The organism is Streptomyces sp. GbtcB7 (genome assembly GCF_019091445.1).
In the GTDB taxonomy this organism is placed as follows: domain Bacteria; phylum Actinomycetota; class Actinomycetes; order Streptomycetales; family Streptomycetaceae; genus Streptomyces; species Streptomyces mirabilis.
Window position 1 is genome coordinate 64233 of record NZ_JAGXJM010000028.1, and the last position, 27000, is coordinate 91232.

Annotated in this window: 24 protein-coding genes and 3 tRNA genes; 18 read left to right on the forward strand and 9 right to left on the reverse strand. The window is 72.0% G+C overall.

All coding sequences use genetic code 11. The annotated features are described in order from the left end of the window. Window positions 1-26 precede the first annotated feature (26 nt). Both KVT44_RS37345 and KVT44_RS37350 read right to left on the reverse strand, forming a co-directional pair. Window positions 27-1022, reverse strand: coding sequence for a DUF3048 domain-containing protein (locus KVT44_RS37345; protein ID WP_254650448.1), 996 nt, complete (start codon window positions 1020-1022; stop codon window positions 27-29). A gap of 155 nt (window positions 1023-1177) precedes the next feature. Next, window positions 1178-2248, reverse strand: a complete 1071-nt coding sequence (locus KVT44_RS37350) for an ATP-dependent DNA ligase (RefSeq protein WP_217571949.1) — start codon at window positions 2246-2248, stop codon at window positions 1178-1180. Between the two features lie 74 nt (window positions 2249-2322). On the opposite strand from KVT44_RS37350, the gene ligD reads away from it, so the two are divergent. Next, window positions 2323-3339 (forward strand): non-homologous end-joining DNA ligase, encoded by a 1017-nt coding sequence (ligD, locus tag KVT44_RS37355; RefSeq protein WP_099919540.1) that lies wholly within the window; start codon window positions 2323-2325, stop codon window positions 3337-3339. A gap of 156 nt (window positions 3340-3495) precedes the next feature. Beyond that, window positions 3496-4533, forward strand: coding sequence for a LacI family DNA-binding transcriptional regulator (locus KVT44_RS37360; protein ID WP_217571951.1), 1038 nt, complete (start codon window positions 3496-3498; stop codon window positions 4531-4533). Window positions 4534-4585: 52 nt separating this feature from the next. Here the strand turns inward: KVT44_RS37360 and KVT44_RS37365 are convergent, their stop codons facing one another. Continuing rightward, a complete protein-coding gene (locus KVT44_RS37365; RefSeq protein WP_217572034.1) occupies window positions 4586-5251 on the reverse strand; it encodes a TetR/AcrR family transcriptional regulator in 666 nt (221 codons plus the stop codon). 187 nt (window positions 5252-5438) lie between these two features. Next, entirely contained in the window at window positions 5439-6230 is a 792-nt protein-coding gene (locus KVT44_RS37370) for a VOC family protein (RefSeq protein ID WP_099919538.1), read from the reverse strand. A 233-nt stretch (window positions 6231-6463) separates the two neighbouring features. Between KVT44_RS37370 and KVT44_RS37375 the strand changes: the two genes are divergently transcribed. The 7 genes from KVT44_RS37375 to KVT44_RS37405 all read left to right on the forward strand — a co-directional run bounded on the left by KVT44_RS37375 (window position 6464) and on the right by KVT44_RS37405 (window position 13205). Beyond that, on the forward strand, window positions 6464-6712 hold the full coding sequence (locus KVT44_RS37375) for a WhiB family transcriptional regulator (protein WP_177324188.1): 249 nt from the start codon (window positions 6464-6466) through the stop codon (window positions 6710-6712). Between the two features lie 206 nt (window positions 6713-6918). Beyond that, a tRNA-Ala gene (locus KVT44_RS37380) sits at window positions 6919-6990 on the forward strand. Between the two features lie 31 nt (window positions 6991-7021). After that, a tRNA-Gly gene (locus tag KVT44_RS37385) sits at window positions 7022-7093 on the forward strand. Window positions 7094-7121: 28 nt separating this feature from the next. After that, window positions 7122-8459 (forward strand): SDR family NAD(P)-dependent oxidoreductase, encoded by a 1338-nt coding sequence (locus KVT44_RS37390; RefSeq protein ID WP_217571953.1) that lies wholly within the window; start codon window positions 7122-7124, stop codon window positions 8457-8459. Continuing rightward, entirely contained in the window at window positions 8453-9676 is a 1224-nt protein-coding gene (locus tag KVT44_RS37395) for a ribonuclease inhibitor (RefSeq protein WP_217571955.1), read from the forward strand. Before KVT44_RS37390 ends, KVT44_RS37395 begins: the two co-directional genes overlap by 7 nt. Continuing rightward, window positions 9665-9741 (forward strand) — tRNA-Trp (locus KVT44_RS37400). Before KVT44_RS37395 ends, KVT44_RS37400 begins: the two co-directional genes overlap by 12 nt. Before the next feature lie 95 nt (window positions 9742-9836). Further along, complete coding sequence (locus tag KVT44_RS37405) at window positions 9837-13205, forward strand: hypothetical protein (protein WP_254650437.1); 3369 nt, start codon at window positions 9837-9839, stop codon at window positions 13203-13205. Window positions 13206-13226: 21 nt separating this feature from the next. Here the strand turns inward: KVT44_RS37405 and KVT44_RS37410 are convergent, their stop codons facing one another. The 3 genes from KVT44_RS37410 to KVT44_RS37420 form a co-directional block, all read right to left on the reverse strand. Continuing rightward, on the reverse strand, window positions 13227-14204 hold the full coding sequence (locus KVT44_RS37410; protein ID WP_190168283.1) for an acyl-ACP desaturase: 978 nt from the start codon (window positions 14202-14204) through the stop codon (window positions 13227-13229). Between the two features lie 206 nt (window positions 14205-14410). Beyond that, window positions 14411-15187: a dimethylargininase gene (gene ddaH, locus KVT44_RS37415; RefSeq protein ID WP_217571957.1), complete on the reverse strand. Its 777-nt coding sequence runs from the start codon at window positions 15185-15187 to the stop codon at window positions 14411-14413. A 169-nt stretch (window positions 15188-15356) separates the two neighbouring features. Then, entirely contained in the window at window positions 15357-16991 is a 1635-nt protein-coding gene (locus KVT44_RS37420; RefSeq protein WP_217571959.1) for an ABC-F family ATP-binding cassette domain-containing protein, read from the reverse strand. A gap of 303 nt (window positions 16992-17294) precedes the next feature. Here KVT44_RS37420 and KVT44_RS37425 point away from each other — a divergent pair, with 303 nt between their 5' ends. Then, window positions 17295-17975, forward strand: a complete 681-nt coding sequence (locus KVT44_RS37425) for a GPP34 family phosphoprotein (protein ID WP_217571961.1) — start codon at window positions 17295-17297, stop codon at window positions 17973-17975. 133 nt (window positions 17976-18108) lie between these two features. Further along, a complete protein-coding gene (locus tag KVT44_RS37430) occupies window positions 18109-18978 on the forward strand; it encodes an isocitrate lyase/phosphoenolpyruvate mutase family protein (RefSeq protein WP_217571963.1) in 870 nt (289 codons plus the stop codon). A gap of 15 nt (window positions 18979-18993) precedes the next feature. Here the strand turns inward: KVT44_RS37430 and KVT44_RS37435 are convergent, their stop codons facing one another. Further along, window positions 18994-19410 carry an SsgA family sporulation/cell division regulator gene (locus KVT44_RS37435; protein ID WP_054232767.1) on the reverse strand — a complete coding sequence of 139 codons (417 nt, stop codon included), beginning with the start codon at window positions 19408-19410 and terminating at the stop codon, window positions 18994-18996. Window positions 19411-19668: 258 nt separating this feature from the next. Between KVT44_RS37435 and KVT44_RS37440 the strand changes: the two genes are divergently transcribed. The 4 genes from KVT44_RS37440 to mmpA all read left to right on the forward strand — a co-directional run bounded on the left by KVT44_RS37440 (window position 19669) and on the right by mmpA (window position 22174). Continuing rightward, a complete protein-coding gene (locus KVT44_RS37440; protein ID WP_217571965.1) occupies window positions 19669-20757 on the forward strand; it encodes an oxidoreductase in 1089 nt (362 codons plus the stop codon). An 85-nt stretch (window positions 20758-20842) separates the two neighbouring features. Then, a complete protein-coding gene (locus KVT44_RS37445) occupies window positions 20843-21169 on the forward strand; it encodes a plasmid stabilization protein (protein ID WP_075030387.1) in 327 nt (108 codons plus the stop codon). A gap of 60 nt (window positions 21170-21229) precedes the next feature. After that, window positions 21230-21952 (forward strand): endonuclease V, encoded by a 723-nt coding sequence (locus KVT44_RS37450; RefSeq protein ID WP_217572038.1) that lies wholly within the window; start codon window positions 21230-21232, stop codon window positions 21950-21952. 75 nt (window positions 21953-22027) lie between these two features. Next, complete coding sequence (gene mmpA / locus KVT44_RS37455; protein WP_162489330.1) at window positions 22028-22174, forward strand: morphogenic membrane protein MmpA; 147 nt, start codon at window positions 22028-22030, stop codon at window positions 22172-22174. A 20-nt stretch (window positions 22175-22194) separates the two neighbouring features. On the opposite strand, the gene KVT44_RS37460 is transcribed toward mmpA, so the two are convergent. Next, on the reverse strand, window positions 22195-23367 hold the full coding sequence (locus KVT44_RS37460; RefSeq protein ID WP_217571967.1) for a trans-acting enoyl reductase family protein: 1173 nt from the start codon (window positions 23365-23367) through the stop codon (window positions 22195-22197). Between the two features lie 296 nt (window positions 23368-23663). Between KVT44_RS37460 and KVT44_RS37465 the strand changes: the two genes are divergently transcribed. The 3 genes from KVT44_RS37465 to KVT44_RS37475 are packed head-to-tail and all read left to right on the forward strand — an operon-like array spanning window position 23664 to window position 27000. Further along, complete coding sequence (locus KVT44_RS37465; protein WP_229888720.1) at window positions 23664-24830, forward strand: CaiB/BaiF CoA-transferase family protein; 1167 nt, start codon at window positions 23664-23666, stop codon at window positions 24828-24830. Further along, window positions 24830-25843 (forward strand): LLM class F420-dependent oxidoreductase, encoded by a 1014-nt coding sequence (locus KVT44_RS37470; protein WP_217571969.1) that lies wholly within the window; start codon window positions 24830-24832, stop codon window positions 25841-25843. Before KVT44_RS37465 ends, KVT44_RS37470 begins: the two co-directional genes overlap by 1 nt. Window positions 25844-25857: 14 nt before the next feature. After that, window positions 25858-27000 carry an acyl-CoA dehydrogenase family protein gene (locus KVT44_RS37475; protein ID WP_217571971.1) on the forward strand — a complete coding sequence of 381 codons (1143 nt, stop codon included), beginning with the start codon at window positions 25858-25860 and terminating at the stop codon, window positions 26998-27000.

Consider the following 27000-nt stretch of genomic DNA (forward strand, 5'->3'; position numbering starts at 1 on the left):
ACGGCTTCGTCGTCATGGCTTCGTCGTCATGCCTTGGCGAAGACCACCCACACCTGCCCCTTCGCGAAGTTCATCGGCGCGCCGTCGGTGGTCGTGAAGTCGGTGCCGTCGCCGGCGGTCGGGCGCTTCCAGTCGACGTCGAAGACCTTGCCGTCGCGCAGCACCTTCGCCGTCCCCGAACCCACCGTCTCCGTGTACGGCGTGTTGTTGCCGAGGACGTCGTGGTACTTGGAGTTGCGCACCTTCACGTACTGCACGACCACGGTCGCGGGCGCCACCCGCTTCCCGTCCGTCGTCACCGTCGGTGTCCCGTCCATCGAGACCAGCCAGCGGTGCTTGCTCGCCGACCAGGCGAAGGTGAAGCGGGCCGCGGGGAAGCGCACCGTGCGCGAGGTCTCCGGGCTGCCGCCCGCCGGGGCGGCACCGAAGTGGAACCCGGTGGTGAGGGCGGCGGCCCCCGGCGCGGAACGCATGAGCTGCTTCGGGTGCAGAAAGAGGTTGTGAGGGGCGACCTTGGAGGCGCTGCGGTAATACGCGCTGGAGCCCTGATCGGCCGACACCGCATGCACGGGTGCCTTGGCGATGACCGGCAGCAACTTGTGCTGGGCACCCGAGAAGGCGAGCGTCGGCCGGTCGAACTGGCGCAGCAGCTCCAGGTCCGACTCGCGCGCACTGCGCACCGGCCCGACGGCCTCGGGCAGCTTGCTCGCGTAGATGGCCATCAGCCGGCTCAGACCGCCCTCGACCTGCTCCGCGTAGACGACGTCCGCCGCGTCGAGACCCGTCTGAGGGCGCGCCGCGCTCACATTGTCGATCTTCACGGCGAGTACGGGACCGGCGGTACTGGAGGGGCTCTGGGTCGGCCCCGTCTCCTGCCCTTGGCTGTGGCTCGGTGCCGGGGCGCGTCCGTCGTCGGTGACGCTGCTGCCCGAGGAACAGCCCGTCACCAGAGAGCCCGCCGCGGCGACGGTCAGCAGCGCCGCCGTCATCGCGCCGCACCGCGTCCGCGCCATCTGTCGCATGCTCAACGTGCCACCCTGTCCCGTGCCATCGATTGTGCGCTCATAGGTTCATCGGTGGCCATACCCGCTCACTTCTGTTCGCGTGTGTCGAGTTGGGCCGATCAGCCCACTTGTTGGACCGATCGGGCCGCAGGTCGGTTGTGCGGGTGACCGCGTCAGTTCTGCGGGCCGAGGATCTCCGCGAGGTCGTACCCGACGGGCTCGTCCAACTGGCTGTACGTGCAGCTCTCTGCGGTCCGGTCCGGGCGCCAGCGGCGGAAGCGGGCCGTGTGACGGAACCGCACGCCGTTCTCCATGTGGTCGTACGCCACCTCCACCACCCGCTCGGGCCGCAGCGGCACCCAGGAGAAGTCCTTCTTCGTCGACCACCGGCTGGGCGCGCCCGGCAGCCGCGCGGACTCGTGCGCCGACTCCTGCGACCAGGCCGCCCAGGGATGCCGCTCGACGTCCTCCATGCGCAGCGGCTCCAGCTCCTCCACCAGTTGTGCCCGCTGTTTCATCGGGAAGGCGGCGCTCACCCCCACGTGCTGGAGGGTGCCCCCGTCGTCGTACAGACCGAGCAGCAGGGAACCGACGACGGGCCCGCTCTTGTGGAGGCGGTACCCCGCGACGACGACGTCCGCGGTGCGCTCGTGCTTGATCTTGAACATGGCCCGCTCGTCCTGCCGGTAGCGCAGGTTGAGCGGCTTGGCGATGACCCCGTCGAGGCCCGCGCCCTCGTACTGCTCGAACCACCGCTGCGCCACCTCGCGGTCCGTGGTCGCCGGCGCCACGTGAACCGGGGCCGTCACCCCGGACAGCGCCATCGTCAGCAGGGCCCGCCGGTCGCCGAGGGCCACGTCGAGCAGCGACTCGTCGGCCAGTGCCAGCAGATCGAAGGCCACGAAGGAGGCGGGAGTCTTCTCCGCCAGCATCCGCACCCGGGAGTCCGCGGGATGGATGCGCTCGGTGAGCGCGTCGAAGTCGAGCCGGCCCTCCCTGGCGATCACGATCTCGCCGTCCATCACACAGCGCTCCGGCAGCCGCTCCCGCAACGCCGCCACCAGCTCGGGGAAGTACCTGGTCAGCGTCTTGCCGGTACGACTGCCGAGCTCGACCTCGTCGCCGTCGCGGAACACGATCGCGCGGAACCCGTCCCACTTCGCCTCGTACTGCATGTCCGGCGGGATCTTCGCCACGGACTTGGCGAGCATCGGCTTCAGGGGCGGCATCACCGGCAGATCCATGCTTCGATTCTGCGGCGACACGATGCCTTTCGCCCGGTGTGCGAGCCGTGCGGGCTGGGCCTACCGTGGCTCGCATGGCCGATGCGGTGGAACTCGACGCAGCCGGGAGGACCGTACGTCTGTCCAGCCCGGGCAGGATCTTCTTTCCGGAGCGCGGCTTCACGAAGCTGGACCTCGCCCAGTACTACCTGTCCGTCGGCGAGGGCATCCTGCGCGCCCTGCGCGACCGCCCCACCACCCTGGAGAGGTACCCGGAGGGCGTCACGGGCGAGAGCTTCTTCCAGAAGCGGGCGCCCAAGAACATGCCCGAGTGGATCCCGACCGCGCACATCACCTTCCCCAGCGGGCGCACCGCCGACGAGATGTGCCCCACCGAGGTCGCGGCCGTGGTGTGGGCCGCGCAGTACGGCACCCTCACCTTCCACCCGTGGCCGGTGCGCCGCGACGACGTCGACCACCCCGACGAGCTCCGCATCGACCTCGACCCACAGCCCGGCACGGACTACGACGACGCCGTGCGCGCCGCCCATGAGCTGCGCGAGGTCCTGCACGAGTACGGCGATCTGCGCGGCTGGCCCAAGACGTCCGGCGGCCGAGGGCTGCACGTCTTCGTTCCGATCGCGCCGCGCTGGACCTTCACCCAGGTCCGCCGGGCCGCGATCGCCGCCGGGCGCGAACTCGAACGCCGGATGCCCGACCAGGTGACCACCGCCTGGTGGAAGGAGGAACGCGGCGAGAAGATCTTCGTCGACTACAACCAGACCGCGCGGGACCGCACGATCGCCTCCGCCTATTCGGTACGGCCCCGCCCGCACGCCCCCGTCTCCGCGCCCCTGCGCTGGGACGAGGTGGCCGAAGCGCGTCCCCGGGACTTCGACCTGGCGACCATGCCCAAGCGCTTCGCCGAACTCGGCGATGTGCACGCCGACATGGACGACCACGCCTTCTCCCTCGAAGCGCTCCTGGAGCTGGCCAGCCGCGACGAACACGACCACGGTCTCGGGGACCTGCCGTATCCCCCCGAGTACCCGAAGATGCCGGGCGAGCCCAAACGGGTACAACCGAGCCGAGCCAAGCGCGAGGACGGCTAGGGCCTGTCCGGCGGATCAAGTCGGCAGTCCCGCAACGGCGCGGTGGACGTCGGTCAGCACTCCCGCGGTGCCGCGGTGGACGTCGGTCGGGGAGCGCTCTCAACGCGTGCTGCCCGGGGCTATCCTTCTTGGCAACCGCCGAGGAGGAGCCCTGAGGTGACCGAGACAGCGTCGCGTCCCACGCTGGAGGCCGTGGCCGCGCGAGCGGGGGTCTCACGGGCCACCGCCTCGCGCGTCGTCAACGGCGGAGACGGAGTGCGCGAACCGCTCGTCGAGCGGGTCAGACGGGCCGTCGAGGAGCTCGGTTACGTCCCCAACCAGGCCGCCCGAAGCCTGGTCACCCGGCGCCACGACGCCGTCGCCGTCGTCATCGCCGAACCGGAGACCAGGGTCTTCGCCGACCCCTTCTTCGCCCTCCAGCTCCGCGGCATCAGCAAGGAGCTGACCGCGCACGACTCGCAGCTCGTCCTGCTGCTCACCGAGGGCCGCGACGACCACGCGCGCGTCGGCCGGTATCTCGCCGGCGGTCATGTCGACGGCGCGCTCGTCTTCTCGCTGCACCTCGACGACCCGCTGCCGCAGCTGATCCACGGCGCGGGCGTGCCGACCGTGTTCGGCGGGCGACCCGGCTGGGGCGACGGCGCGCGGCGGGCCGTCTACGTCGACAGCGACAACCGGGGCGGCGCCCGCGAGGCCGTACGCCATCTCGTCGGACTCGGCCGCACCCGCGTCGCGCACATCACCGGCGCCCTCGACCAGACCTCCGCCGTCGACCGGCTCGACGGCTTCCGGGATGTCATGGGCGACGCCGATCCGCGTCTCGTCGTCGAGGGGGACTTCACGCCCGCGGGCGGCGAGCGTGCGATGCGGGAGCTGCTGGAGCGCTGCCCGGACGTCGACGCGGTGTTCGCGGCGAACGACCTGACGGCCTCGGGAGCCCTGCGGGTGCTGCGCGAGCGGGGGCGGCGGGTGCCGGACGACGTCGCCGTGATCGGGTTCGACGACATGCTGCCGGTCGCCGAACAGACGGATCCACCGCTCACGACGGTCCGTCAGGACATAGAGGAAATGGGCCGGTTGATGGCGCGACTGCTGCTGCGGGACCTCGATCGCCGGGCGGGCAAGCAGGGGGCGGACGGTGGCCCGGCCGGCGTGGTGCTGCCGACGACGTTGGTGCGGCGGGTTTCCGCGTAGGAACGTCCCCGTGGTGCGCCCGCCCGCTCCGGTTCGTCTCCGTTCGCTTCCTTCAGTCCCGGTGCGGCCCCAAGTTGCCGAGGAACGTGCCGAGTTGGGGCGGGGTGAGCGACGGCTCGGGCAGCGGGGCGGCGGTGGGGGAGGCGCGCAGTCCGTCGAGGAGGAGGGCGAGGGGGCGGCGCCAGGCGTCCGGGGCGGTGCTCGTGAGGGCCGGGACGGCGCGGCCGAGTACGGCCAGCGCGACGAGGAGGTCCTCGGTGGTGAGATCGTCGCGGACCGTGCCCTGTTCGCGGCCGCGGCGCAGGAGCACCTCCACCGTCTCCCGGTTGTGGGCGTGCACGGAGTCGAGGGAGTGGACGCCCTCCAGGTGGGTGGTCATCAGATCGTTGGCACCGCGGTCGGCGGCGAGGCCCTCGAAGACCTCTTCGACGTATCCCAGCAGACCCGCCCAGGCGTCCTCGGCGACCCGGGCCCGGTCTCCGGCGTCCATGGTCTGCGTGAGCGAGTCGCGGAAGACCGCGTCGACCAGCGCGGCGCGGCTGGGGAAGTGCCGGTAGAGCGTGGCGTTTCCGACGCCGGCCCGGCGTGCGATCACATCGAGCGGCGCGTCCAGGCCCTGCGCGGCGAACACCTCGCGAGCCGCCTCGACCAGCAGTTCGCGGTTGCGCCGTGCGTCGCGCCGCCGCACCGGATCGGGCCCGTTCACGTCGACCTTCATCATGTCGCCTCTCGGAAGTTCCGGGGAGTACTCCCCGGAACCGATGGTATCGTCGAATCGAGAAATGGGGAGTAATCCCCGTTTTCCGGGCAGGGCAGGGCAGGACTGAATTTCCGGGCAGGGCAGGACTGAAGAGGGGGCCGGTGGGGCCCACGTGTCAGGAGCCCCACCGGCCTCGCTCGTACGCTCAGCTCTCCCGCGTCGCGCTCTTGATGACCGCGAAGCGCGCCCCGTACGGGTCGGCGAGCTTCGCCATGCGGCCGACGCCCTCCAGGTCCGTGGCGGGCATGCGGACCGTGCCGCCCAGCTCCTGGGCCTTGCTGACGGTGGCGTCCGTGTCGGTGACCTCGAAGTACGGCAGCCAGTACGCGCCCGACTGGGCCTCGGTCGGGTCGTCGGCCAGCGGGACGACGCCGCCGAACATGTCCGTCTCCTCCGCCCCGGCGGGGTTGATACACGTGTACGTGCCGCCGGGGAACGGAGTGGCCGAGGTCTCCCAGCCGAACACGGAGTTGTAGAACGCGGCGGCCGCCGGCTCGTCCGGGGTGTAGAGCTCGACCCAGCACAGCGAACCCGGGTCACCCGCCACGTCGATGCCCTTGGTCAGGGCCGGCTGCCAGATGCCGAAGGGCACACCCGCCTCGTCCCCGAGAATCGCCATGTGGCCCTGGCCCATGACATCCATGGGCTGGACGATCACACTGCCGCCGGCCTGCTCGGCCGCCTTGGCCGTGGCCTGCGCGTCGGGACTCTGGAAGTACACCGTCCAGGAGGGTGGGCCCTGCTCCTCGGTGGTCTGCATACCGCCCGCGGCGGTCTTTCCGGCGAGCTGGAAGAAACCGTAGCCGCCGGCGTCGGGCCCTGCCGACTGGAACTGCCAGCCGAAGAGGCCGCCATAGAAGGATGAGGCGCCTTCGATGTCGGGGGTGCCGACATCGAGCCAGTTCGGAGCGCCCGTGACAAAGCGGGTGGTGAGCATGTTGTGCCCTCCTTTGAGGGGTCCCGTTGCCTGTACCGCCGAGTCTGGCACCGCCCACTGACAATCGCTGCCGGGACTCCCGCCGCGGGCGGGAGAGACCATTGCGATTACCCTGGGTGATCGATTATGTTTGTTTTGTTTTCATACTTTACGGCGAGCCGCCTGGTGCCTCGGAACATGGCGTTGATCCCACGTTGATCGAACGTTTTTCGCCGCGCGGCACGATCCTCGTCATGCACACCGACACCATGACCCCGGCCGACTCCGCCTGGCAGGAGCAGGCGTTGTGCGCGCAGACCGGGGCCGATTTCTTCTTTCCCGAGCCGGGCAGCTCGGTGCGTGAGGCAAAGCGCATCTGCGGGATGTGCGAGATGCGCTCCGCCTGCCTCGAGTACGCGCTGAACAACGACGAACGCTTCGGCGTCTGGGGCGGCCTGTCCGAGAAGGAACGGCTCAGCCTCCGGCGCGCGGACCAGAACTGACCCCAACGACGCCGAAACCGGCCCCTACGACGCCGGGCCCCGCGCCGGACGCCGTGAACAGCCGCGTCCGGGCCGCGCCTTGCCCCGGGCCGCGCCTTGCCCTGGACCGGCGCCCTGCCCCGGACCAGCGCCCTGCCCGGTCCGGGAGCCCACCCGTAATTCGGTGGGGCGATCCGGTGGCGGTGGCTAGCATCGCCGTGGCGCACCCGGGCGTAGAGCAGAGGCAGACTCGCCGCCTTGGCAAGGCGGATACGCCGGTTCGAATCCGGTCGTCCGGGCTGCGTCCGGCCGGGTGGACCGGGATAGCGGGGTCCTGTGGAGCAGAGGCAGACTCACCGCCCGTCCAAGGCGGATACGCCGGTTCGAATCCGGTCAGGACCACGGCGGCGCACACGCGGGGCGGGGACACATGGGTGACGGCGGCGCGATCACACAGGACGAACTGGCGGCGTTCCACCGTACGGTCGGCAAGCTGCGGGCGCTGCCCGTCGACGACCCGGTGAGGCTGCGCGCCGAACAGGTCGCCGCGTCCTTCGCGAGAGACGGGCGGGTGCGCAGGCGCAAGGTGCGCGGCGCCGAACTCTCCGCCGCCGACGCGGCCGTGATGGCCGCGACCGCGACGGGAGCGCTCGACCGGCGGGAGGACGCACCGCTCGCCCGCCCCGGGGGCGGCGGCGTCTTCGTGAAGCCCCGCTCCTGCTATGTCTGCAAGACGCCCTATCGACAGGTCGACGCCTTCTACCACCGGCTGTGCCCGGACTGCGCCGCCGACAACACCGCCCGGCGTGCGCTCACCACCCACCTGAGTGGCCGTCGCGCGCTGCTCACCGGAGGCCGGGTCAAGATCGGCTTCCAGTTGGCCCTGATGATGCTGCGCGACGGCGCCGAACTCCTGGTCACCAGCCGCTTTCCGCACGACACCATGCGTCGCTTCCGCGCCGAACCGGGCAGCGCGAAGTGGCTGGACCGGCTGACGGTGCTGGCGGTGGATCTCCGTGATCCGCGCCAGGTGCTCGGGATCTGCGAGCAGTTGAGGCAGGAGGGCGAGCCCCTCGACATCCTGGTCAACAACGCCGCGCAGACGGTACGGCGGCCCGCCGACTCATACGCGCTGCTGGCCGCCGGGGAGCGTGCCGGACTGCCCGAAGGGGCCCGGGAGGCACCGGGGTTCACACCGATGCGCGCGCTGGCCGGTGGTGGTCCTTCGGCGCTTCCCGCGGCGCTGCGGGAGGCCGACGAGGCAGGGCTGCTGCCCGACCCCTCCCCGGAGAACTCCTGGTCGGCCCGGCTGGGCGCACTCGACCCGGCCGAGGTCCTGGAGACCCAGTTGGTCAACGCGCTCGCCCCGGCGCTGCTCTGCGACCGGCTGCTGCCCCTGCTGCTCGCCTCGCCCCACCCGCGGCGATATGTCGTCAACGTGACCGCCGTCGAGGGCCGCTTCGCCGTACGCAACAAGATGGCCGGCCATCCGCACACCAACATGGCCAAGGCCGCCCTCAACATGCTCACGCGCACCAGCGCCGCCGAACTCGCCGAGCAGGGCGTTCACATGTGCGCCGTCGACACCGGCTGGATCACCGACGAGAACCCCGCTCCCAAGAAGGAGCGGATGGCGGGCGCGGGGTTCCGCACCCCCCTCGACATCGTGGACGGAGCGGCCCGGGTGTACGACCCGATCGTGCGGGGCGAAGCGGGCGCACCCGTGTCCGGGGTGTTCCTCAAGGATTACCGGGAGGCGGAATGGTGAGGGAGCCGCAGCGCAAGCCGGACCCGCGGTTCGCGGGCATACCGGCGGTCGTACCGCGCCCTTTGACCGAACTCGCCCCGCTGCTCGACTGGTTGCGCGACGGCCGTCCGGCCGGCGAGCGGCTGGACTTCACGGCCGGTACGGCGCTGCCCGACGGGCGCCTCGACCTGTGCAAGCAGGGACTCGGAGCGCGGGGCGCGGCGCTGGTCGCCGAGGCCCTCTCCGAGACATCCGGCGTCTCGGACAGGCCCTCTCCCGTACGGCATTTGCTGCTCGGCACCGACGGGCTCGGCGACGAGGGAGCCGCCGCGGTCGCCGCGCGTGCCGGGGTCGAGACGCTGTACCTCGGCTGCAACGGGATCACCGCGGGCGGCGCCTGCCGCATCGCCGACAACCTGCGCGCCTCGCCGCGGGTCGTCACGGGCGTCTGGCTCAAACGCAACCCCCTGGGCAGCGGGGGAGGGCGGGCCGCGGCCGAACTCGTCGAGGCCGCACGGTCGTTGCGCACGCTGGACCTCGTGCAGACCGGGCTCGACGCGACGGGCGTCGTCGTCCTCGTCGACGCCCTCCTCGCCGCGACGGAGAACGGCCGCCGCGTCGAGCGGCTGTTCGTGGGCGGCAATCCGCTCGGCGCGGCGGGCGCGGTGCCGCTGTCCGCGCTCATCGCCGAGGGCGCGGTCGACGAACTCTACGTATCCGCGGCACGGTTGGGCGACGCGGGCGCGCTGCGTCTCGCCGACGCGCTGGCGCGGGCACCGCACGGACGGCTCACCCGGCTCTCGGTCGCCAGCAACGGCATCGGGCCGAGCGCCGCCGCCCGGCTGGTGGCGGCGGCGACCGCGGCGGGGGTCACCCTGCTCGACCTCGGGCGGGTGCGGGCGGCCGCGGTGCTCGGCGCCGCCGACAACCGCGTCGACCTCGCGGCGGCCACCGACATCGCGCACACCCTCGCGAGCGCCGAACACCGCCTCACCCACCTCGTCCTCGCGCACACCGGCATGCGCAGCCGCGAGGCCCACCGTCTCCTCGACACCGCCCCGCGCGCCGCGACCGCGACCCGGTTCGTGCTGGGGCAGTCCATCGCGACCAGTGTGAAGCGGCGCCTGGACGCGCTCAGCGCGCACCTCCCGATGCCGTCGGTCCCGGCCGACGTCGCCGCCGTACGCAGCGTCCACCGCACGGCGCCGCTACGCTCGGACTCAAGGGCGGGGCCGTAGCGCAGAGGCAGGCGCACCTGGTCTCCAAAACCGGAACACGCTGGTTCGAATCCAGCCGCCCCGCCCCCTTCCCCTCAGCGTTTCCGACGATGGCCCCGGCCCGCCGGAGCGCACCGGGAAACCAGTACGCCGCGCGCGCTTCAGCAGGCACAATCCCCGCATGGATCGCACCCCGCAGCGGCACGCCGAAAGTCTGCTCAACGCCCTCGACCCGCTGCCCTTCCCCCAGCGCATGCGCGAACTCGCCCTGCGGGTGAAGGAGCAGGCCCCGCTGCGGCCCGTGCTGGAAGAACTCGAATCCCGCGGACCGTACGAACGGGGGATCGCCGTCGTCGCGGCCGCCGTCGGCCGCGACGCCGAGTGGATCGCGGACCGCATCGCCGACCCGGACGCCTTCGTGCGCGGACACGCCCTCCGGGTCGCGGACAGCCTCCAAGTGCCCGACTCCGCCTACGAGTCGGCGCTCGACGACGCCCCGGAGGCGGTCCGCAGGGAGCTGTTGCGCGCGATCGTCGCGGGACGGCGCACGGCACTGGCCGACCGGCTGCTGCCGGGGCTGTGGCGGGACTGGGGCGACGCCGAGGCGGCCCGGCTGCTGCCGGGCTGCGCGCCGGAGACGGTCGCCCGGCTGCTGCCCGAACTCTTCCACGCCGTCACCGGCTGGAAGACCCTCGCCAAGCGGCATCCCGGCACCCTTCTCGACGTCGCCGAAGGCGAGCTGGCGGCGCTCCCCGAGGCCCTGCGGGACACCTGGTGGGGCCGGTACGCCCCGGGCGTGGCCGCCACGGTCGCGACGCAGCCCCTGCGCGTGCTCGACCTTCTCGAACGCTTCGGGCCCGCCACCCTGCCCCTCCCGCTGCACGACCACTTCCCGCGGTTCGCGGCGGCCGACCCGAGCCGGCTGCTGCGGCTGCTGCTCACCCCCACCGGATTCGCCGCGCGCCGCTACCGCGCCCTGAGCCCCGCCGTGCTGCGCAGGCTGGCCCGTTCCGACGCACCCGAACTCCTGGCATTCAGCAAGGTCTTGGCCGACTGGGGTGATCTCGCGCCGCTCGTGAAGGCGCTGCCGCCGGCGCGCCGCCACGCCTTCTACCAGGCCGCGCAGGAAGGCCGAGGAGCCGGACACGTCACCATCGACGCGATCATCCTCGCGGTGCTGCCACGCAGCTGTGTCGCCGAAGAGGCCCGACGCATGGCGGCCGTCGCACGCGAGCACGGCGCCCTCTGGAGCTCCCTGCTGCTCGCCGAGTCCTTCCTCCCCGTCGAGGAAGCACGCGAACGGCTCGTCGAGGCCACCCGCCGCCCGGCCGCCGAAGACCGCGCCGAAGCCTGGCCGTTGCTCATCCGCAACGCCGCCCGCTCCGGCGACCACGCGGCCGTCACCTCCGTCCTGGAGGAGATGGGCCGGCTGCGCAACGAACAGGACCCGGTGCGCTCGACCGCGCTCGGCGCACTGTCCGGGGTGCGGCCCGCGCTGTTCACCGAGGACGCCGAGCCGCACCTCGACCGCGTCACCGCGGACGCCGTCGAGGCCCGCGACTCCTCGCCCGCCACCCGGCAGAACCTCAGTCGCCTCGCCCTCTCCGTCCTGCGCGAGCACGCGGCCGGCGGGCGGCGGGAGTTGGTGAACTGGGCCCTGCGCACCCTGGTCCGGATATCCGGCAACACCGGTGACGCCGACCTCGGCCGCCTCGACACGACCCTGCGGCGCGGCCAGGAGCACCAGGTGTACGAGGCCCTGCGCCCCTGGATCGAGGCGGGCGCCGAAAAGGCCGACTACAGCCTCGCCTTCACGCTCGCCCGCGCGGTCGGGCGGCGCGCCGCCGGCATGCCCGAACTGCAGGAACTCCTCTGGCAGGCCATCCGGTACGGCAATGACGCGACCCTGCGCCACGCGGTCGAGCTGTGGCTCGAGCCGCCCGCGACCCGCGACGAGCGGGTGGCCCGCGTCCTCGCGTTCGAACCGTCCGCGGCCGCGCTGTGGCCGGTCCTGGGGATCGTCACCCGGCGCCGCACCGACCTGCTCGACCCGCTGCTCGCCGAGACCCCTCCGTACGGCCGCTTTCTGACCAAGGGCACCCCCTGGACCGTACTGGTGGACCGCGACATACGGCGCTGGGTGCCACGCCAACAGCGCGCGGTGGCACGACAGTTGGCGGACCAGGCCGAGGACGCCGCGCTGCCGCTCTTCGAGCGGGCCGCCGCCGTCGCGCAGGGCGCCCTTGTCCCGGGCAGCGGCACCGATCTCGTACGCCACTGGACCGGGTCCCCGGACGTGCTGCTCGCCGAGGCGGCGCTCGCCGCACTCGCCCGTACGGACCGGCCCGCCGACGCGCTGCCCGAGCTGCTGGCGCACGCGGGCGGCGAACGGGCGCGGGTCGCCGTCTACGCGGCCACCCAGGCGTCCCGGTACGCGGCGCCTTCCCTCCTGGCCGCGCAGCTGCGCGCGGTGCTCTTCGCGCCGCGCGCCAAGGTGACCAGCCGCAAGGAGGCCGCCCGGCTCGCCGCCGTACGGCTCCCGATGCCACGTGCGGCTGCGCTGCTGACCGAGGCGTACGCGGCGCCGGGCACCCATGTCGACGTCCGCGCCGCCATCGTGGCCTTCGCGGGCGGCCTGCTCGCCGAGGAACCGGTCTGGGGACTGCTGCGGGATGCCGCGGGCGCCGAGCCGGTGCTCCGTACCGCGATCCTGCGGGTCACCCCGCTGGATCTGCCCGAGCCCCACCGAGAGCGGTACGCCGGACTGGTCCGCGAGGTGTCGTCCACCGACGACCCCGAGACCGCCACCCTGGCCTTCGACGCCCTGGCCCGCTGGGCGCCCTGGTCCCCCGAGTCGCCGACGGTCCTCGCCGACGCCGTCACCGATCTGACGGGGCGCGTCAGCTGGCGCGCGGCGGCCAATGGTCTGGTGACCGCGGCGGCGGGCTCACCACGTGGCGGCCGGGGCCTTCGACAGGCGCTGCGGGCGTTGGCGGAGGCGGAGACGGCCGCGGCGACGGAGGAGATCGGTCGCGCCGATGCCGACGAGCGGCGCGACCGACCGGCCAGGCGGCGCGTCGACCACCTTGTCGTGCGCCTCGCCCAGCAGGCCAGGACGGCCCCGGGACCCATCCGGCCCGCGGCCCTCGCCGCCGGCGAACTGCTCGCCGGCTACGACGCCTTCGTACCGCAGGCGGCCGCGATCACGGCGTTCCACCTGGACCTGGACGGGGAACCGGGGGACCTGGAGCGCCTGGCCGCCCTCACCGAGGGACGCCCGGCGCTGGCCGCACGGACGGCCCGGGAGCTCGGGGAGCGACTGCGGCGGCAGGCGCACGAGGGGGATCCCGACGTCCTGCTGGAGGTGGTGCGGCGGCTGGGCGCGCACGGCGGGCACGGCGAGGGCCTGCTCGCGGCGGCCGTCACCGGGGCGATCGGCGCCCGCACGGGCTGGGCCGCGCCCTGGCGGGAGCGGCTGAGAGCACTGCGCCGCCACCCGGTGGCCGACGTGCGGGACGCGGCGCTGGACCAGGTGACGGCGTACGAGTGAGGCGGATTCGACCGAAGAGGGTCAGCCGGCGGCGCGCGCGGCCATCCGCGCCTTGCGGGCCGCGAGCTTCTCGTCGAACTTCGAGGCCTCCGCGTCCAGGCCGCCCATGAAGAAGCCGAGCTCCTCCTGGGCCTGCAGGCCCTCGGGGCCGAGGCCGTCCATCTCCAGGACCTTCAGGTGGCGCAGCACCGGCTGCAGAACGTCGTCGTGGTGGATGCGCATGTTGTAGACCTCGCCGATGGCCATCTGCGCGGCGGCGCGCTCGAAACCGGGCATGCCGTGTCCGGGCATCCGGAAGTTGACGATGACGTCGCGGACGGACTGCATGGTCAGGTCGGGGGCCAGCTCGAACGCGGCCTTGAGCAGGTTGCGGTAGAAGACCATGTGCAGGTTCTCGTCGGTCGCGATGCGCGCCAGCATGCGGTCGCAGACCGGGTCGCCCGACTGGTGACCGGTGTTGCGGTGCGAGACGCGGGTCGCGAGCTCCTGGAAGGCGACGTACGCGACCGTGTGCAGCATCGAGTGGCGGTTGTCCGACTCGAAGCCCTCGTTCATGTGCGCCATACGGGACGCCTCGAGCTTGTCGGGGTCGACGGCGCGTGAGGCGAGCAGGTAGTCGCGCATCACGATGCCGTGTCGGCCCTCCTCGGCGGTCCAGCGGTGCACCCAGGTGCCCCAGGCGCCGTCACGGCCGAAGAGCGCGGCGATCTCGTGGTGGTAGCTCGGCAGGTTGTCCTCGGTGAGCAGGTTGACGACCAGCGCGATCCGGCCGATCTCCGTGACCTTGGACTGCTTCTTGTCCCAGGCCTCGCCGTCCTCGAAGAAGCCGGGGAAGTTCCGGGCGTCGCTGAACGGCACGTACTCGTGCGGCATCCAGTCCTTGGCCACCTTGAGGTGGCGGTTGAGCTCGGTCTCGACCACTTCTTCCAACGCGTAGAGCAGCCGAGCGTCGGTCCAGTCGGTGGACGGGCTGCCAAGGTGGGGAGAAGTGATCGTCACGGGTGCTCCAGGGGGACGTGAAATTACTGAGCGAGTTACTGAGCGTGTTGCCGGGCGTGCAGCCGAGCGAGTTGCTCGGCGGGTTACCGAGCGGAGACGAAACCTACGGCATCGTAGGCTACGTATCCGTAGGTTACGAAACCGTAGGTTAAGTTCGCTGTAAAGAGTGCCTGATCAGTGGGGGTCCCAGCGGGGAGCGGGCGTGCTCAGACGTACAGCTCCCGAAGCCGTACCGAGAGGCATGTCACACACCCCTCGAGCTTCTCGAACTCGCTGATGTCCACGAGAACCGGTTCGTGACCGAGGCCCGCGAGCAGCTCCGCCGTCTTCGGGGCGCTCGCCGCCATCAGCAGCTTCCCGCCGCCGAGCAGCACGACATGCGCCCCGGACTCCTCCGGCACCGGCAGGAAGCGTGGGAACAGCGAGGGCGTGTCCACCAGGGGCTCATGGCCGATCACCGTCCCGTCGGGCAGCGCGGTGACCGCCGACTTCAGATGCAGCACCTTGTTCACGGGTACGGCCACGACCCGCGCCCCGAGCGGTTCGAGGGCCGCCCGCAGTTGCTGGACCCCGGCCGCGTTGGTGCGCCCGCCGCGGCCCACGTACACCGTGTCGCCGACCTTCAGGACATCGCCGCCGTCCAGGGTGCCCGGCTCCCAGATCCAGTTCACCGAGCAGCCCAGCCGGGCCACGGCCTCCTCGACCCCGGCGGTCTCGGCGCGCCGGGACTCGGCGCCGGAGCGGGAGATCAGCGCGACATTGCGGAAGACGACCACGGCGTCCTCGACGAACACCGAGTCGGGGCAGTCGTCGGCCGGATCGACCTCGACGGTCTCCCAGCCGTGCGCGCGCAGCGCCTCGGCGTACGCCTCCCACTGCTCGACGGCCAGGTCGACGTCCACCTTCTCGCGCTCGATGTGCGTCACCAGTCCCTCGGCGAGACGGGGACTGGGCCTGCGGATGAGGGCTTTCTGGCTGGGCACGAGCGGTCTCCGAATCGGCAGGGTGCATCGGCGCACATCATGCAGCGCCGTTCGCGCGCACAACAGCCCCCGACTCGGCACCCCCGGACCGGACGGCGGGCGGACCCGCGTCCGAACGGGACGCGGGGTGGTGCCCGAAAGCGACGTTAGTCAGCCTCCGGGCCCTGCGCTATGTCGGATACCCGACAGCTTCCGCCGTGGTTTCTTTCAGTTCTCCTCCTTCCAGCAGCAGCCGGCGTGTGATTCCGATCGACTCCAGGAACGGCAGGTCATGGCTGGCGACGATCAGCGCGCCCTCGTAGGACTCGAGCGCCGTGGTGAGCTGGCGGACGCTCGCCAGGTCGAGGTTGTTGGTCGGCTCGTCGAGCATCAGGAGCTGCGGCGCGGGCTCGGCGAGCATCAGTGCTGCGAGCGCCGCCCGGAAGCGTTCGCCGCCGGAGAGCGACGCCGCCCGCTGGTCGGCCTTCGCCCCCTTGAACAGGAAGCGGGCGAGCCGCGCCCGGACCCGGTTGTTGGTGGCGGCGGGCGCGAAGCGGGCCACGTTCTCGGCCACGGTCAGCTCCCCGTCGAGCACATCGAGCCGCTGAGGCAGGAACCGCAGCGGCACATGGGCCAGCGCCTGGCCGGACACCGCCTCCAGCTCCCCGGCGATCGTCCGCAGCAGCGTCGTCTTGCCCGCGCCGTTGCGCCCGATCAGCGCGACCCGCTCGGGTCCGCGCAGATCGAACACACCGTCCACGCGCGCGCCGTACCTCAGCTCCAGGTTCTCCAGCGTGAGCACGGTGCGGCCCGGCGGTACGGCCGTGTACGGCAGGTCGACACGGATCTCGTCGTCGTCCCGTACGGCCTCCACCGCGTCGTCGAGCCGGTCCTTCGCCTCGGCGAGCTTCTCCTCGTGCATGATGCGGTGCTTGCCCGCGGACTCCTGTGCGGCCCGTTTGCGCGCACCCATGACGATCTTCGGCTCGCGCTTCTGCTCGAACATCTTCTGTCCGTAGCGCTTGCGACGGGCGAGCTTGACCTGCGCGTCGACCAGCTCGCGCTTCTGTTTCTTCAGATCGGCCTCGGCGACGCGCACCATGCGCTCCGCCGCCTCCTGCTCGCCGGCGAGGACCTCCTCGTACGCGGAGTAATTGCCCCCGTACCAGGTGACCTCGCCCGAGCGCAGATCGGCGATCTGGTCGACCAGGTCCAGCAGTTCGCGGTCGTGACTGACCACGACCATGACCCCGGACCAGGCCTCGACGGCCGCGTACAGCCGCCTGCGCGCGTACAGATCGAGGTTGTTGGTGGGCTCGTCCAGCAGCAGGATGTCCGGCCGGCGCAGCAGCAGCGCGGCCAGGCGCAGCAGTACCGACTCGCCGCCCGAGACCTCGCCGATGGCGCGGTCCAGCTCGACGTGCCCGAGTCCGAGTTCGCCGAGCATGGCGAGCGCCCGCTCCTCGACGTCCCAGTCGTCGCCGACGACGTCGAAGTGCTCCTCGGCAACGTCGCCCGCCTCGATGGCGTGCAGCGCGGCCCGCGTGGCGGCGATGCCCAGCGCCTCGTCGACCCGCAGGGCGGTGTCGAGCGTGACGTTCTGCGGCAGATAACCGACCTCGCCGGTGACGCGGATCGTGCCGTCGGCCGGGGTCAGTTCGCCCGCGATCAGCTTCAACAGGGTGGACTTCCCTGATCCGTTGACGCCGACGAGCCCGGTCCTGCCGGGGCCGAAGGCGATCTGAAGGTCGTCGAAGACGGTGGTTCCGTCCGGCCAGGCGAAGGAGAGGGAGGTGCAGCTGAGGGAGGTGGGGAAAGAAGACATGAGGGCCTCGCGATTACTGGGTGCGGTCAGGGGCACGCGTTCGAGACACCGCGAGGTGACGACGATCCAGTCAGGAGGGCGGAAAGAAGGCCCCGTAGAACCGGAGGACGGCTCATACGCCGAGGTCGCACGCTGCGCACACGGGGGCGACGAAAGCCCACTGTGTGACGCGGTGTCCCAGACCTCAGACGAGCAACGTCCTTCTCCGATCGACGACAACAGGACCGCTGTACACCGTAGGAACGGCCCTGAACGCTGTCAACGCATTAACGTGGCCCCGACCTCGATCCCGAAGGAGACGTCGTGCCCAACGGCTCGCTGTCGCTGCCCGCCCGGCTCTATCTGCTGGCCTGGGACACCACGAGGCTCAAGGTCACGGGGGCGACCCACCTCCACCACCTGGTGCGCGCCGGCGCCCTCACGGAGCTCGCCCAGCGCGGACTGCTCGCCGACGTGGACGGCATCGCCACTCCGGTCGACGCCGACGCCCATACGGGGGACCTGGTCCTCGACGGGCTCCTGGAACTGGTGGAGGAGTCCCGGCCCCGGAAGTGGAAGGCGTGGGTGACCCTGCGGGCGCGCGTCACCCTGGACGCGGTCCGCGCGCAGCTCGCCGCCGAGGGATACCTGCGGGCCGAGAAGAAACGGGTGCTCGGGCTCTTCCCGTCCGTGGAGTACGAGTTGGAGCGGGTGTCCGCGGTGGAGGCGCTGCGGGAGGAGGCACGGACCGTGTTGCAGGGGCCCGTGCCCGTCGAGGACGTCTCCGACCGCGACGCGGCCCTCGTCGCCCTCGCCGCCGCGGCCGAACTGCGCACGCTGGCGTCCGGCAAGGACCGCAAGCTGTACAAGCAGCGCATCGAGGAGCTGACCGACCGCAGCGGAGCGGCGGCCCCGGCACTGAAGAAGGTCATCCAGGAGGTGCGCACCGCGATCGTCGTGGCGGTCACGGCGGCATCGGCCTCGGGCGCGGCAACGGGAGGCTGAGGCACGCGGGAAGGGGTGCGGGGGACCGCGTGAGCAACCCCCGGCGACCCGCACCGGCCATGCTTCCCGGCCCCCACGCACATGTCGCATTCCTGCCAGCCCCCATCCCGCCCCCGGTGATGGGATCGTCCCCATGACGAACCAGAACCCCACCCACGAAACCGCCCTCGCCTTCCGCGCCCTGCACATCCCCGGCCGCCCACTCGTCCTCCCGAACGCCTGGGACACGGCGAGCGCGCGCCTGGTCGAGGAGGCGGGCGCCGCCGCCGTGGCGACGACCAGCGCGGGGCTCGCCTGGGACCTGGGAACGGCCGACGGGGACCGGCTGGACAGGGACCGGGCCCTCGGCGCGGTCGCACGCGTCGCCGCCGTGGTCCGGGTCCCGGTGAGCGCGGACATCGAGAGCGGCTACGCGAAGGACGCCGCGGGCGTCGGGGACACGATCCGCGCGGTGCTCGCGGCCGGCGCCGTGGGCGTGAACATCGAGGACGCGCTGTACGACGGCGAAGGTGACGACGGCGAGGGTGTCGGCGACGGCGGCCGTGGCCCGCTGCGTCCGGTCGCCGAGCAGGCGGAGCGTATCGCCGCGGCCCGTGCCGCAGCCGATGCGGCGGGTGTCCCGCTGTTCATCAACGCGCGCATCGACACCGTTCTGAGGGGCGCGGGAGGGGTCGAGGAGACCCTGGAGCGAGCCGCCGCCTTCCTCGCCGCCGGAGCCGACGGGATCTTCGTTCCCGGGGCCGTCGACCCGGGGACGGTGAAGTCGCTCGTGGCGGGTGTCGAGGGCCCGCTCAATGTGCTGGTCGGTCCCGGCGCACCGTCCGTCGCCGAGCTGGCCGCGCTCGGGGTCGCCCGGATCAGCACGGGTTCGAGCATCGCGCAGGCCGCGCACGCCGTGGTCCGCCGTGCCGCGCGGGAGCTGCTGAGCGCGGGGACCTACGACTCGCTGACCGGTGGACTCGACTACGCCGAGCTCAACATCCTGCTGGGCGACGCTCGCTGAGGGCGGGGGCGCCGCTCAGCAGGTGCCCCGCATCAGCTCCTCCAGGTCGTGGTCCAGGTCGACCTGGAGATGCTCGAGTCCGACGGGCACCAGTTCGGTCGTGAGCTGGAGGAACTTCCGCACCTCGCCCGAGCGCACATGCACCACGGCGGTGCCCTCGGGGGCGTGGAACTCCAGCACGGTGCGGTCGTAGCCGTACGGCCGCACCCGTACGTCGCCGTACCCCACGGAGTCCTCCATGCCGGACGTGAGCAGCTCGCGCGCGAAGGTCCAGCAGACCTCCACGCCCTCCAGCGTGGCCGGGGCGGGGAAGGTCATACGGACGGCGAAGGGGTCGCTCCGGTCGTAGTGGAGCGTTGCGGGAATGCTCGGCATCCGCGGGGCGGCGGCGACGAGGCGGGCCTCTACGGGCTGCTCGATGACGGTGGACAACGCCTTGCTCCCTTGTGATGGCTGGACGAACTCCGGGCGGATGAGGCCGGGCAATGTATGAGACGACGGAATGAGCCATTCAGTGCACCTGAAACGCAAGTGACCTCTGTCACCGAGTTCATTCACCTCGGTGACACGTAGTGATCCATTTCTCGTTCCGACATGCCCGCGATACCGGAGAGGACACCAACCGGGGCCCCCGGGTTCCCACCGAGGGCATCTGGACGGCGCCCGGGGAGTGGGCTAGCTTCGCCCGCCATGAGGGGCTTGGGGAAGTCGAGACGTACGAGTCGGGCGGTCACCGTGGGACTGTGCGCGGCGGCGTTCGCCGCCGCGCTGACGGCGGCGCCCGCGCAGGCACACGAGGCGGGGAAGGCGGCCCACTGGGCGCTCAAGGACAGCGGCAGCGACGTTCGTTTCCGCGGACTGTCGGCCGTCAGCCGGGACACCGCCTGGGTGGCCGGAGCCAAGGGCACCGTTCTGCGCACCACGGACGGCGGCGCGAGCTGGCGGAACGTCTCGCCGCCCCGCGCCGCCGACCTGGAGTTCCGCGACATCGAGGCGTTCGACGCGCGGCGCGCGGTGGTCCTCGCCATCGGTGAGGGCGAGGCCTCCCGGGTCTTCAGGACCGACGACGGCGGCGTGACCTGGACCGAGTCCTTCCGCAACACCGACGCGAAGGCCTTCTACGACTGCCTGACCTTCTTCGACCGGCGCCACGGCCTCGCGATGAGCGACCCCGTGGACGGCAGGTTCCGCATCCTGTCCACCAGCGACGGCGGACGGTCCTGGAAGGTGCTGCCCAGCGACGGCATGCCCGCCGCGCAGGACGGCGAGGCGGGCTTCGCCGCCAGTGGACAGTGCCTCGTGAGCGCGGGATCGCACGATGCCTGGCTGGCCACCGGCGGGGGCGCACACGCGCGTGTGCTGCATTCCACCGACCGGGGACTGACCTGGAAGGCGGCCGAGACGCCGATCCCGGCGGGCGACCCGGCGCGTGGCGTCTTCGCCCTCGCCTTCCGGGACCGCGCCCACGGCCTCGCGGTCGGCGGCGACTACCGCGCCGACCAGGCATCGCCCCAGGCGGCCGCCCTCACCCCCGACGGCGGCCGCACCTGGACCCCCGCCGCCCAGCCGCCGCCCGCCTACCGCTCCGGTGTCGCCTGGCTCCCGCACAGCCGCACCTCCGCGCTCGCGGTCGGCCCGACCGGCACCGACCTCACGACCGACGGCGGCCGCACCTGGCGCATCCTGGACACCGGCTCGTACGACACCGTGGACTGCACCCCCGACCTGGGCTGCTGGGCGTCCGGGGAGAAGGGCCGGGTGGCACGTCTGGAGCGCTGACCGCCGCGTGCCTCGTGGCGAGCGGGGTACCCGTGTCGCCGACGCGCAAGCAAGCGATCGGCGACACGGAAGGAAGTGAGCCGCCATGCCCCGTGGCTCCAGTCCCAAGCGGGAACGCCAGTACGAGCACATCAAGGAGAGCGCTCTCGACCGGGGAGAGAGCAGGGAGCGCGCCGAGGAGATCGCCGCGCGCACCGTCAACAAGGAGCGCGCCCGGGCCGGCGAGTCGAAGACCGCGAGCCGCACGTCCACCCAGGACATCTCCTCCGGCAGGCGCGGCGGCCTGCGCTCCCACCAGGGCGCCCAGGGACCCACGTACGACCAGCTGTACGAGGAGGCCAAGCGCCGCGACATCCACGGCCGGTCGGACATGAACAAGGAGGAGCTGAGGCGCGCGCTGGGCGACAAGTGACCGCCCCAAGGCCGCTTCCGGTGCTGTGGGCTTAGGCTCGTCGGCACCATGAACACCTCGTTGAACACCGTACCGATTCCCGCGGGTTGGCCCGCGACCGAGGAGCAGGCCCGCGCCGTGCAGGACGAACTGCGGGGGCGCGTGGTGCTCGACGAGCCCGGGCCGCCGCCCGGCACCGGCAGCGTGACGGGCGTCGACGTGGCGTACGACGACGAGCGGGACGTCGTCGTGGCCGCGGCCGTCGTGCTCGACGCGGCGACTCTCACCGTCGTCGCCGAGGCCACCGCCGTCGGACAGGTCTCCTTCCCCTACGTCCCCGGGCTGCTCGCCTTCCGCGAGATCCCGACCGTGCTGGCCGTGCTCGACGCGCTGTCGTGCCCGCCGGGTCTCGTGGTCTGCGACGGCTACGGTCTCGCCCACCCCCGCCGTTTCGGCCTCGCCAGCCACCTCGGCGTACTCACCGGGCTCCCCACGATCGGGGTGGCCAAGAACCCGTTCACCTTCTCCTACGAGGAGCCCGGCGCCCGGCGCGGCAGCGTCTCCCCGCTGCTCGCGGGCGAACCGACGGGTCCGGAGGAGGTCGGTCGCGCACTGCGCACCCAGGACGGCGTCAAGCCGGTCTTCGTCTCGGTCGGCCACCGGGTGAGCCTCGACAACGCCTGCGCGCACACCCTCGCGCTCACCCCGAAGTACCGCCTCCCGGAGAGCACCCGAAGAGCGGACTCCCTGTGCCGACGGGCCCTGAAGGAGACAACTCCCTCAGGGGCCTCACCCGTTGACTGAGTACGTGACCTGAGTACGCGTTCTGAGTATCCGTACGGATGCGGGGGCGCCGTCATGATCGGCAGGCTGTGGCGCATGACGACGCACCGTTCCCCGAAGCCCGCCACCGGCGCCACCCAGCCCGTCGAGCGCACCGTGATGGCCGCGCTGGTCCTCTCCGTCCTCGCCGGGGTCGGCTGGATCGGCGGGATGATCTACACGGTGCTGGGCTGGCCGCTCTAGAGAGGACCTTGCGGACGGTCCTACCGGGACGCGGCGACCCTGAAGGTGATCCCCGCCCCGCGCAGCCGCTCGATGAGCGCGTCGCCCATCGCCACCGCCGTCGTGACCTGTCCGGCCGTTTCCGGCAGGTCGTCGAAGGCGAGCGACAGCGCGGACTCCGCGAACATCTTGGCGGTCTCGCCGTAGCCGGGGTCGCCGCCCGCGACCTCCGTGAACACGCGGCGCCCGCCGCCCTCGCCCACGAACCGCACCGAGAACCAGCTCTTGGCCCGCCGCGAGGCACTGGGGCCCTCGCCCGGCTTGATCCGGTCCGACAGCCAGCGCCGCGCGGGCGGCACCTGGGCCGCCGCGAACACCGCGCCGACGGCCGTGACCCCGCCCACCGCGACCGGCAGCCGTTCGACGGCCGCGTAGTGGCGGTAGCGGAAGTCGGGCCCGTAGCGCTCCAGCACCCGCGCCGAACGCTGCACTATCTGGGCGTCGATCGTGGGCAGCGGCAGCGCCCACGCCCCGACCTCCTTGGCGAACCGCGGCGCGCTCAGCGGGGCGTATGCCCGCCGCCCGACCAACCGTGGTTCGTGCCGCCCGCGATCCCGCGCCGCCGCCAGGATGTGCCGCCCGCGCGCGAACTGGGTGAGCGCGGAGGCGAACGTGCCGCCCGAGAACATCGCCTGTGCGCGGACGAAACCGTCGACCCGCAGCGGCACGTCCTCGGGCAGCTGCCGCACCGTGAAATAGGCGCCCAGGTCGTGCGGAATCGAGTCGAAACCGCAGGCGTGCACCAGGCGGGCCCCCGTCTCCCGCGCGCGTGCGTCGTGCCGGACATACATCAGGTCCACGAACTCGGGCTCGCCGGTGAGGTCCAGATAGTCGGTGCCCGCGTCGGCGCAGGCGGCGACCAGCTCCTCGCCGTGCAGTATGTACGGCCCGACGGTCGTCGCCACCACGCGCGCGCCGCGGGCGAGTTCGCGCAGCGACGCCGGATCGGCGACATCCGCCACCAGCACGTCGGGGGCGCCGGGCAGCCGCTCCCGCAGCCGCGCCAGCTTTTCCTCGTCGCGGCCCGCGATCGCCCAGCGCAGCCCCTCGGGCGCGTGGGCGGCGAGGTACTCCGCGGTGAGGGCCCCGACGAACCCGGTGGCTCCGAAGAGCACGATGTCGTACGTGCGAGCCGTCCCGTTCAGCCTGCTCATGACACCCCATCTGTCGTGCGCGAAGCGCCGTTGTCGGTGGCTGAGGCTAGCGTGAGGTACGAGCGGCCGAACGCTGAGGTCGGCATAGAGGTCGGAGGTGGTCGTGGTCGTGCAGGGGAACGCGCGCCGGCCGTGCGGCGGCATACGTCGCTGACGTGCCCTCTTTCATGACCTTTCGACATGATCCGCCACCCGGGATTTAACTAAGCGCTTGCTCGCTGGGGGCTTGCCCGGCGCGGAACACGTTCTTAACATCTCTGATGTCACATCAGTGGTGTCACAGTGCTGGGGGCTCGATGGCAGTGGCAGGGACGCCGGCGTACGGCCCGCTGGCCGGAGTGCGCGTGGTGGAGCTGGCGGGCATCGGCCCCGGCCCGTTCGCCGCCATGCTCCTGGCCGACCTCGGCGCGGACGTCGTCCGCGTGGACCGGCCCGGCGGCACGGGGCTCGCCGTCGACCCGGAGTACGACATCACCAACCGCAACAAGCGGTCGGTCGTGATCGACCTGAAGGCCGAGGACGGCCCCGCCCGCGTCCTCGATCTGGTCGAACGCGCGGACATCCTCGTCGAGGGCTACCGCCCCGGCGTCGCCGAGCGCCTCGGCGTCGGCCCCGAGACCTGCCACGCCCGCAACCCCCGGCTCGTCTACGGCCGGATGACCGGCTGGGGCCAGCAGGGCCCGCTCGCCCCGCGTGCCGGGCACGACATCGCGTACATCGCCCTCACCGGCACCCTCGGCATGATCGGCAGGCCGGACGAGCCGCCCACGGTCCCCGCGAACCTCGTCGGCGACTACGCGGGCGGCTCGCTCTACCTCGTCGTCGGCGTCCTCGCCGCGCTCCACCACGCGCGCGCCACCGGCGCCGGGCAGGTCGTGGACACGGCGATCGTCGACGGCGCCGCGCACCTCGCCTCGATGATCCACGGCATGCTCGCCGCGGGCGGCTGGCAGGACCGGCGCGGCGCCAACCTCCTGGACGGCGGCTGCCCGTACTACGGCACGTACGAGACGGCCGACGGGAAGTACATGGCGGTGGGCGCCCTGGAGCAGCAGTTCTACGCCGAGTTCGTGGAACTGCTCGGCATCGAGGAGTACGCCGACGCCCGCAAGGACCTGGCCCGCTGGGGCGAGCTGCGCGAGGCGGTCGCCGCCCGCTTCAAGACCCGCACCAGGGACGAGTGGACCGCGGTCTTCGAGGGCTCCGACGCCTGCGTGGCCCCCGTCCTGTCACTGCGGGAGGCCCCGGCCCACCCCCACCTCGCCGCCCGCGGCACCTTCACCGACCACGGCGGCATCACCCAGCCCGCCCCCGCACCCCGCTTCTCCCTGACCCGCACCTCCGTCCGCACCGGCCCCGCCCTGCCCGGCGCCGACACCGCGGACGTGGCCCGCGACTGGGACGTACCACGGCTGACGCGGCACGACCTCATGAAGGACGACCCGATGAAGGACGGCGACTGATGGAGCTCTCCCTCCCGCTCGACTACGCGGGCGACCCCCGGCAGGCCGCCGACGAGGTCGCCGCCCTGGAGTCCGCGGGTCTGGACGCCGTCTGGGTCGCGGAGGCCTACGGCTTCGACGCGCCCACGATCATGGGCTATCTGGCCGCCCGCACCGAGCGCATGAAGATCGGCTCCGGGATCCTCAACGTCTACTCGCGCACCCCGGCGCTCCTCGCGCAGACCGCCGCCGGACTCGACGCGATCTCGGGCGGCCGCGCCATGCTGGGGCTCGGTGCCTCGGGCCCGCAGGTCGTCGAGGGGTGGCACGGGAAGGCCTACGACAAGCCACTGGGCCGCACCCGCGAGGCCATCGAACTGACCCGCCGCATCCTGCGCCGCGAGGTCATCGACCACCACGGCATCACCGACATGCCCCGCCCCGGCGGCCTGGGCAAGCCCCTGAAGCTCCTCACCAAGCCGGTGCGCCCCGACATCCCGCTGTACGTGGCCTCCCTGGGCCCCGCCAACGTCCGGATGACCGCCGAACTCGCCGACGGCTGGCTGCCCACCCTCTTCATCCCGGAGAAGGCCCACCAGGTGTGGGGCGGCCCCCTCGCGGAGGGCGCCGCACTGCGGGACCCGGCGCTCGGCCCGCTGCGGACCGTCGCGGGCGGCCTGCTCGCCATCGGCGAGGACGCGGCGGCCGTACGGGAGCTCGCGCGCCCCAAAATCGCCCTCTACGTAGGCGGCATGGGCGCCCCCGGCAAGAACTTCTACAACGACCTCGCGGTGGCCTACGGCTACGAGAAGGAGGCCTGGCTCATCCAGGAGCTGTACCTCTCCGGTCGCAAGAAGGAGGCCGAGGCCGCCGTACCGGCCGAGTTCTGCGAGCTGATCTCGCTGTGCGGGCCGGAGAGCTATGTGCGCGAGCGTGTCGAGGCCTTCCGGGAGGCCGGGGTCGACATGCTCAACATCACTCCCGTGGGGCCGGAGCCGGCCCGCCTGGTCGAGACCGTCAAGAGCTGGCTCTAGGAGGGCATTCGCGCATGAAGCGGCAGATTTTCGGCCCCGAGCACGACGCGTTCCGCGAGACGGTGCGCACCTTCCTCGCCAAGGAGGTGACGCCGTACTACGAACAGTGGGAGAAGGACGGCATCGTCTCGCGCGAGGCCTGGCGCGCGGCCGGGAGGCAGGGGCTGCTCGGCCTCGCCGTACCGGAGGAGTACGGAGGTGGCGGCAACGCCGACTTCCGCTACAGCGCCGTACTCGCCGAGGAGTTCACGCGCGCGGGGGCCGCCGGTCTCGCCCTCGGGCTGCACAACGACATCATCGGGCCGTATCTGACGGACCTGGCCACCGAGGAGCAGAAGCGGCGCTGGCTGCCCGGGTTCTGCGACGGTTCGCTCATCACGGCGATCGCGATGACCGAGCCCGGCGCCGGATCCGACCTCCAGGGCATCAGGACGCACGCCGAGGACCGGGGCGACCACTGGCTGCTCAACGGCTCCAAGACCTTCATCTCGAACGGGATCCTCGCCGACCTGGTGATCGTCGTCGCGAAGACGACCCCGGAGGGCGGCGCCCACGGTCTGTCTCTTCTCGTCGTCGAGCGCGGCATGGCAGGCTTCGAGCGTGGCCGCAATCTCGACAAGATCGGGCAGAAGGCGCAGGACACGGCCGAGCTGTTCTTCCACGACGTACGCGTCCCCAAGGAGAACCTGCTCGGGGAGCTCAACGGCGCCTTCATGCACCTCATGACGAACCTCGCGCAGGAACGTATGGGCATCGCCGTCGCCGGGATCGCGGCGGCCGAGTACCTGCTGGAGATCACCACCCAGTACGTCAAGGAGCGCGAGGCCTTCGGACGGCCGCTGTCCAAGCTCCAGCACATCCGCTTCGAGATAGCCGAGATGGCGACCGAGTGCGCCGTCACCCGTAAGTTCCTCGACCGCTGCGTCGTCGACCACACGAACGGGGAACTCGACGCCGTGCACGCCTCGATGGCCAAGTGGTGGGCCACCGAACTGCAAAAACGCGTCGCGGACCGCTGCCTCCAGCTGCACGGCGGCTACGGCTACATGACGGAGTACCGCGTCGCCAGGGCCTTCACCGACGGCCGCATCCAGACCATCTACGGCGGGACCACAGAGATCATGAAGGAGATCATCGGCCGCTCCCTGCTCGGCTGA